Source organism: Cellulophaga geojensis KL-A (assembly GCF_000568425.1).
Classification (GTDB): Bacteria; Bacteroidota; Bacteroidia; order Flavobacteriales; family Flavobacteriaceae; genus Cellulophaga; species Cellulophaga lytica.
The window spans coordinates 1-7,474 of sequence record NZ_ARZX01000042.1; the positions used below are offsets into that span (position 1 = coordinate 1).

Annotated in this window: 6 protein-coding genes; all 6 read right to left on the bottom strand. The window is 29.0% G+C overall.

Annotation, left to right across the window (positions count from 1 at the left end; all coding sequences use genetic code 11):
- Positions 1-366: 366 nt before the first annotated feature.
- Positions 367-2,055: a hypothetical protein gene (locus KLA_RS16780; protein WP_034647235.1), complete on the bottom strand. Its 1,689-nt coding sequence runs from the start codon at positions 2,053-2,055 to the stop codon at positions 367-369.
- Complete coding sequence (locus tag KLA_RS17735) at positions 2,056-3,873, bottom strand: McrB family protein (protein ID WP_051456147.1); 1,818 nt, start codon at positions 3,871-3,873, stop codon at positions 2,056-2,058. It abuts the gene before it with no gap.
- Positions 3,870-4,928 (bottom strand): DNA cytosine methyltransferase, encoded by a 1,059-nt coding sequence (locus tag KLA_RS16790; protein WP_034647237.1) that lies wholly within the window; start codon positions 4,926-4,928, stop codon positions 3,870-3,872. Before KLA_RS16790 ends, KLA_RS17735 begins: the two co-directional genes overlap by 4 nt.
- Positions 4,921-5,784: a DNA-methyltransferase gene (locus KLA_RS16795; RefSeq protein ID WP_084470777.1), complete on the bottom strand. Its 864-nt coding sequence runs from the start codon at positions 5,782-5,784 to the stop codon at positions 4,921-4,923. The genes KLA_RS16790 and KLA_RS16795 overlap by 8 nt, the downstream gene beginning before the upstream one ends.
- Positions 5,777-5,974: a helix-turn-helix domain-containing protein gene (locus tag KLA_RS16800; RefSeq protein ID WP_011708788.1), complete on the bottom strand. Its 198-nt coding sequence runs from the start codon at positions 5,972-5,974 to the stop codon at positions 5,777-5,779. The genes KLA_RS16795 and KLA_RS16800 overlap by 8 nt, the downstream gene beginning before the upstream one ends.
- A gap of 362 nt (positions 5,975-6,336) precedes the next feature.
- Positions 6,337-7,474, bottom strand: a 1,138-nt coding sequence (locus tag KLA_RS16805; RefSeq protein ID WP_235183592.1) for a hypothetical protein, incomplete at its 5' end; no start/stop codon positions are given.

Sequence of the window (7,474 nt, forward strand, 5' to 3'; positions counted from 1 at the left end):
AATGTTTTGTTTATATGTGGTACAACGTCTCCGTATATGAAACGTAGCGTGTAAAAAGACACTATCGTTTCGGATTATACACGAGCCGAATTTTTATTTTTTATGTTTAACTTTTTTCTTTTTTAAATATACAAAAATAAAAATTTGGCGGACTTAATAAATAAGCACAAATCTCTCGAAAAGCCTGTAATAGCTATGTTTTATATACATTGTTGTGTGTAGTGTTTTTCCGTTCTGCTTGGTTTTCCGATGTTTGTTATTTAGTTCAAATGTGAGCGTTGGCTAGACATACTCTTTTGCAATTTTGGGTGTAGCGTTGGCTGGTGCGAATTGCAAATGTGTATGGCTTTGAGCGTTGGCTTTTCATTACTTTAATTCTGTTATAAGTTCAAACTCTTTCATTATCGATTCCTCAATTCCGTTTTCAATATGTTTAGCTAGAATCAATTCCGTTTCCATATTCACATAACATTTTCCGTTTAGAGATTTAAAATTGTTCGATACTATAGATTCATAATCTTTTAATGACGTTGATTTACACTTGTAAAATTCAAATTCACAGCTTTTTGAATCATTGAAAAAGTCAATAAAGTGTTTTCTAAAGTCCCTCTTAACTTCCTCTCTGAATTTTTGAGTTTTTATTGTATTGAAGTTGGTATATGCTTTTAATACAAATAAGAAATTAATTTTATACTGATGAACAAATAAAGTATCTCTGTCAAATAATCGGTCTTTGTAATGGAATGATTTAACTGGTAAATCTTTCTTTTTTTCAATTAAATGTTCATCAAAATTCTCTTCATTTTCAATGTATCCATAAATGAAAAAGTTCGGTGTTATATTATATCCTTCTGTAAGTTCATCTCTATACCTAATTCCTGTCTTGTAAGGCTTATTTTTGTCTTTGTTAAGTAGGTCGATATTAAATTGAATTACATTTTTCGCATATGTAAATTGCTTGTATTTTGACAGATTACCTGCTTCACTATTGGATTTGTAATATTTAGAATCGCCAATGTAAAATATATTACTCGTGTCAATTAAAGACTTGTAATCATAAATGTGGTCAATTATTTTACCATCATCATTTTTTTTCAAATCTTTAAGCGACACATTATTAACTTCCGTATTATTTAGCTCGTCAGAAAATAATTTATCAATCATATCTTCAAAAACTAAATTGTAATTATTTACCGATAGAAAATCTTCTCTCTTTTTTTTAGAACTACTTTTATCAGTTTGAGTAAAGTATATCTCACATAAAGCATACATTCTTTTCAGAGTGTCATTAAAATATCGATACTTGATTTTCTTTAGCTTCGTAAGACCATTTGCTTGAAGGTTTTTGAATGAATTACCTTTTATAATTTTAAAAGATTTATCTATCCTTAAATTAAGGTTATGGTCTTGGTTGAAGTTTTCTAGAATAGAAAAGAAATAGGTTAATAATTCTTCTTCTTTGTTTACAGTTTTCTTTTTGTTTCTAATAGAAACGTAAATTGGTAAATTATTAGAAGTTAGAATAGGCAAAGACTTTCTTATGGTCTTTTCCCATTTTGGTTTTTTTGCTTGATTTGAATTATACTCTATGTGCTTATATAGAATATGATTTTTGTTTTTCTTATAAAAATTCACAAACGACAAAAGCAAATCTAGATATGAGTATTCTTGGTCTCCAAGATTTGTGTTTAGCTCAAAACGCTCCGTTTTATTGACTATTTGAGAATCTGTAATTCTCTTTCTATATTCTAAAAGGCTATTGTAAAAATATAAAGATGATTGCCGAATCCAATTGTACTGTAAATCGTGTTTAATGTTTTTTATTGAATCTAAATCCAATAATTCATCTTTTGTCTTACCAAAAACAGAATTGATATCATCAGTCATAAATACTTTTGGCAACATATAAACCAGTTCATTTTTTTCAAATGAATGATAATAACCAACAGATATTATTTTGCCTTCTAAACCATTTTGAGTGTAAAATTTTGGGTCGTCAAAAATATTTTGAAGAGTTGTAATTGGATAATATGCTCCTTCAATTAGAATTTTCATCTAATCTTCTTTTTCAGGTGTATTTAAACCAATCTTTTCAAGTATTTTTAATACTTTTTCTTTTCCTTTTGTTGCAATAGGGAAGAAGTCTTCGTAAAAAGTGTTTTCTTCAAATATATGGTCGTCTTCATCTTTGAAAACATCATTCCATAAATAGAAAATTGCTTTATTAATAAACTCTTCTAGTGTAATGCTATTGTCTTTAGCTTTTATGAAGTAATTACCAATACATTTGTCCATTCCTAAATTTGGGTTCTCTTTGATTATTGTATTTACTTTTTCAATAAATTCTAGCCAAGAGAATGATATTGAATCTGAAACAACAACTTGATAATGTGATGATGGGTTTTCTTCTGATTTTTCATAGTTTATAGGTATGTATTCCCAATCCCATCTTCTCTTAAATGCACTATCCATTGGAAATAGTGATTGGTCAGAAGTGTTCATTGTTGCTAAAATATTAAGATTTGATGGTAATTTCATTTTACCATTTTCAATACCTTTTATTCCATCAACAGAGGTAAGTTCTTTAACCAAATATTGTTTTAATTCATTAGATGGCGTAATACTATAGTCAGAGTTTCTATCCAATAATTGAAATATATCGCCAAAGATTTCAGCACAATTACCTCTATTAATTTCCTCAATCACTAAATAATATTCATTGTCTTTATTGTTCCAAGCATCTACATAAATATTTGTAAAAGTTTGAGGTACAAATTTGTACTTAATTTCTTCTTTTCCAGATTCAGCATCTACCTCTGTAATTGGTTTAAAACCACCAATAAACGAAGCATAATCATATTCTGGATGAAAAGTTACTCTTTCTGTTCTTTCTTCTTTACCTTTCAATAACTCGTTAACCTTATGTGATTTACCTGTTCCTGGTGCTCCATAATAGATTTTGTTTAAAATCGTAACATCATCAACATTAATCTCTTCTTCTGTTTCTACTATTTTAATTTCAATAGATTTTGGATTCAAGTCTAAATAGTTTGATACTCTTTTCTGGTAATTGTCGAATTGAGTTGCTAGACTTGGGTTTTTAAGCTCAACATTGCTACTAGAGATTTTTAAATACGGATGAATGTCTTTTGAGATGGATGATTTTAAATTACGTAAAGTACCTTTGATTTCTTTAGTTCCTCCAATATCAACTGTTGCATTTGTAGTGTCAAAAGCATTGTAGATGCCTTCTTGCTGAAAGATGATTTCGGTTGAATTATTCCAAGTTTTAAATAGTGTCTCTTCTGAAAAAACGGATAAAGTTTTTGTTAATTTTTGCTCAATATTAACTGAAGAAGTTGGTGTGTTGTTATTTGTTAGCCAACTGTAAATTAATTCTTTTCCGGTATTTGTAATATCTCCATTCTCGTTTGAAATTACATTTTTTAGGATATCCATATTTGTGGTAAAGAACAATTCTTTTGGAAAACGAACACCACCAGTTCTTTCTCCACTTGAGGAATCTGTTCCAAGAATATTTATTTTGGCGATTTTCCAAAACAATTGAAGTGGAACTTGAAGTGGTTCAATTTGCATTTCCACTAAAGGATTGGCAGATGCCAATGAGTCAATTTCTGTTGCATTATAACCAGTTATTCCATTAAAAAAAGCTTTTAATGAAGTTATTAAACTTGGTTTTAGAATAATAGTGTTTCCACTTTTATCAGAATAATCTAAATGGTCTTTTTCTTCATTTACTAGATAAAGAGCTAAAACAATAGCCAATAACCCTTTTGGGTTTGGTAATGATGAACCAACAGCCAGTTTTGGGTCTATTGGTTCTCTTTCTGTTAATTGATTTGGTAGGTTCATTTATTATAATCGTTTAATATTATTGTAGCAATTTCTTTAGCTAATAATGGTGGAACTGCGTTGCCAACTTGTTTCATTTGTGATGTTTTTGTACCATAAAAAATAAAGGAATCCGAAAATGATTGAATTCTTGCAGCCTCTCGAACTGTTAAACATCTATTTAGTATTGGATGCGTAAACAAGCCAGAAGAAGGTGTGTCAAAACGAGTTGTAATTGTTGACGCAATTCCATCTTCTAATAATCTAGACCAAGTTCCGCTGTAAATAGATTTCGTTCTATGCTCTTTTGGTAAAACCTCTCTACCTTTTCCCTTTGGTATAAGTTCCAAACGCTCTAAAGCTATTTTAGAATGATTTGTTGCGAAATGATTGAAAATTCCTTTTGAATTTTTTCTTAACATTTTTTGATAATCTGAATTAGTAGGTTTTTCGTACTCAAAAAACTCACAACCTTCTCCAGATGCAATGAATGGTAAATCGTAGATTGCCTCTTTTATTGTTGTTTTTTTCTTTTTAGGTTTAGGGAATTCGAGTAAAGTACCATTTTTGGAACCTACAAAAAAAGCACGTTTTCTATTTTGAGGAACGCCAAAATCGGAAGCATTAAGCGTTTTTGCGTTTACTACATAACCTAGTTCTTCAAATCCTGTGATTATCTCTTCCTTAAAAAATCCGTCTGCTGTCGTTAGGACGTTCGGAACATTTTCTAAAACAAAATATTTAGGTTGAAAAACAGCAACTGCATCAATAAATTTTTTAAACATAAAATTTCTGTCGTCATTTATGCTTAATCTTTTTCCTTTCTGCGAAAAACCTTGACAAGGTGGTCCACCGACAATAACGTCTATGTTTTTATGTTTGTCTTTGAGTTTGCTTAAATCTATTTGCGAAATATCTTCATCATAAACAGTAGTTTTAGGATGATTTAATTTGTAAGAATGTGCAATATCTTTGATGTATTCAATAGCAAACTCTATTTCAAATCCTTTTGAAATAAAACCTTGCGACAAGCCACCAACGCCAGCAAATAAATCAACAACTTTTAATTTATTCATTTAGCATTCTTGTTTTTGATAATTCATAATATTCTTTGTCCAAGTCAATACCAATAAATTTTCTGTTCATTTTTCTTGAACAAACACCAGTTGTTCCACTTCCCATAAATGGGTCTAGGACAACATCATTTTTGTTTGATAAATGTTTAATAAAATGCGATATTATTTTTGTTGGTTTTTGTGTTGGATGCTTTCCAAACTTTTTCTCTTTTGCTGTGGTTAAAGATGTTTCTATGAAATCGTGAACCATTTTTCCATTATTGTTAAATGTTCCAGAAGTGTCATTATTTACGAAATAAACCCAAGCTTCTGTTGAGTTTACAAAATGGATATTCATATTTCTAGGCATTGGATTAGTTTTGTGCCAAATACCTGTTGTCTTATAATAGAATTTATATTTTGATGCAATTTTTATAATTGTTTCAATTTTTATTAAAGACATAAAAAGTAATAGAGAACCACTTTTCTTTAAAACTCTGCTACTTTCTTGAAAAAAGACTTCCATTTCCTTTTCCCAATCGTCTTGCGATAAATTGTCCCAACCTGCATATGCAAATTGATTTTCACGCATTTTCACAAGATTTGTGTTGCGTTTGTGCATAAAATTTCCAAGATTATATGGTGGGTCGGTTAATATTAAATCAACTGTGTTTGTATCTATAAATTTCAAATAATCCACACAATTTCCATTTCCTATAAGTGTGTTTTTTCCAATAGATTCAAACTCTATTTTTTTACTTTCTGAAATTATTTTAAAGTTGTCTTCTAAATTATTTTCTTCTGTGTAAGAGAATAAGTCTAGTTGTGGTTCTGAAACGCAATGTAATTCAGGTGTTTCTATTAATTCTTTATACATTGGTTTTGCTCTTTAATAATTCTGTTACGTCAACCGAAAGTATTTCAGCTATTTTATATAAATCTTCGATACTCGGTTGTCTCCTGTTCTGAACATAAGAATTTACCATATTATAGCTTTTTCCTAACTGTTCGGATAACCAAATTTGCTTAATTCCTTTTTGTTCTAAAACCTCTTTTATTCGGTTCATTTTTGAATTCTTTAATTCAGTCCACTAAAATAATCAAGTTTTTCGATTATCTCACTAAATGAGTAGAAATATCATCATTCGGATTTTGTGTGCGGTGGGAAAAGGCAAGCTCTTTTATTTTTTTGAGCGTTGGAATTGAGCGTTGGAAAAAAATAAATGTGCTTGACTGTGCGTTGGCGTTTTTAGTTCAAATGTTCAATTTCAGCACGATTTTTACATTACACACAACGGTTTTGTGTATGATTAGTGGCGTGTTTAAGCAACTAATTTAGCAAATATAAACCGAATAGAAAATCCGCGAGGATTTTCGTAAGTAAGCTAAAACTAGCCATTAATTATACACGTTGTTGTATTTTCGTACTTTATCTGTAATCCCATTCTAAAAAGGAATAAGTTAATTCATTTCTTGGGTCTGTTTCTGTAAAATTAGAAAAATCTTTAATATACTTTTTTTGAGTTTCCTCTGGAAGATTATCCCAATATTTTATATCGAAAAAAATATTATCAGTTCCATTTACAGAAATTACCTCTATAAAATTTAAAAGAGAATCGTTGTTTTCTAAATCATATTTTGAGAATAATTCTTTTTCAATTATTGGTTCGTCTTTCTCATTATAGGCTAAAATTAATAATGTTTCATTCTTATATGGCAAACAGTTAATTATTAAATGTACTTCTAAATTATTTTCATAAAAATTAGTTATTCCTGAAAATGCCACTGGTAGAGTTTTTTCAATTTGGAAAAACTTAATAATATTCGGATTTGATTTGTAATAGTTTACAGTTTTAGCCAATTTCCATTGGTCACTTTTTAATTTTTCTTCTAATTCTTTTTTATACTTTAGATAAGAAAATCGACTATCTTTTATGTCTGTTACTTTAGCACTTGATAGAATTCCTTTTTTGTTAAAGTTTTCAATGAAACTTTGTTTTGTTTGTTCAAAATCAAGATTTAATTTAGATAAAACTTCTTCAGTTATTGATAAATTCCTCTCTCGATTGTAAATTTCTTTTGATAATGTTCTTGAGATTAATTGCTCGAAAAATACATTTGAATAGAAGTCTAAATTTAGTTTATCTAATTCTGAAAAATATTTGGTATCGTGCAAATTACAAAGAAAAGGAAAAACGGAAGCTTGGGATTCAACTCCGACTTTTCCCATTTTAATAGTACTCTTTTCTACTAATGGTGTGTATACTTTTCCCTTTATAGAAATATTGTTTAAAACTGCATTTTTCGAAATTGAATGTGACTGAATTGCTGATAATTCACAATCTTTAGCTTTACAATTAAGACTTATTTTTGGGCGTTTGGCAAAAAATTTAGAATAATTGTCAAAAATATTTTTTGTTGTTTTTTTATTGTTAGATTTTTCAACTTTTTTAGATATTTCAGCTTCTAAAATTTTAAAAAACAAGTCTTCTTCTTCGGGATTTTGTGTCATACGTGATGTTTGTGGGTATGAAATACAACGGTAGGTATAACCGTCAGTTACGGTT

What these genes read in the sequence shown, in the direction of transcription:
- KLA_RS16780 (WP_034647235.1), bottom strand. Translation starts at nt 2,055, where the DNA reads ATGAAAATTCTAATTGAAGGAGCATATTATCCAATTACAACTCTTCAA.
- KLA_RS16795 (WP_084470777.1), bottom strand. Translation starts at nt 5,784, where the DNA reads ATGTATAAAGAATTAATAGAAACACCTGAATTACATTGCGTTTCAGAA.
- KLA_RS17735 (WP_051456147.1), bottom strand. Translation starts at nt 3,873, where the DNA reads ATGAACCTACCAAATCAATTAACAGAAAGAGAACCAATAGACCCAAAA.
- KLA_RS16790 (WP_034647237.1), bottom strand. Translation starts at nt 4,928, where the DNA reads ATGAATAAATTAAAAGTTGTTGATTTATTTGCTGGCGTTGGTGGCTTG.
- KLA_RS16800 (WP_011708788.1), bottom strand. Translation starts at nt 5,974, where the DNA reads ATGAACCGAATAAAAGAGGTTTTAGAACAAAAAGGAATTAAGCAAATT.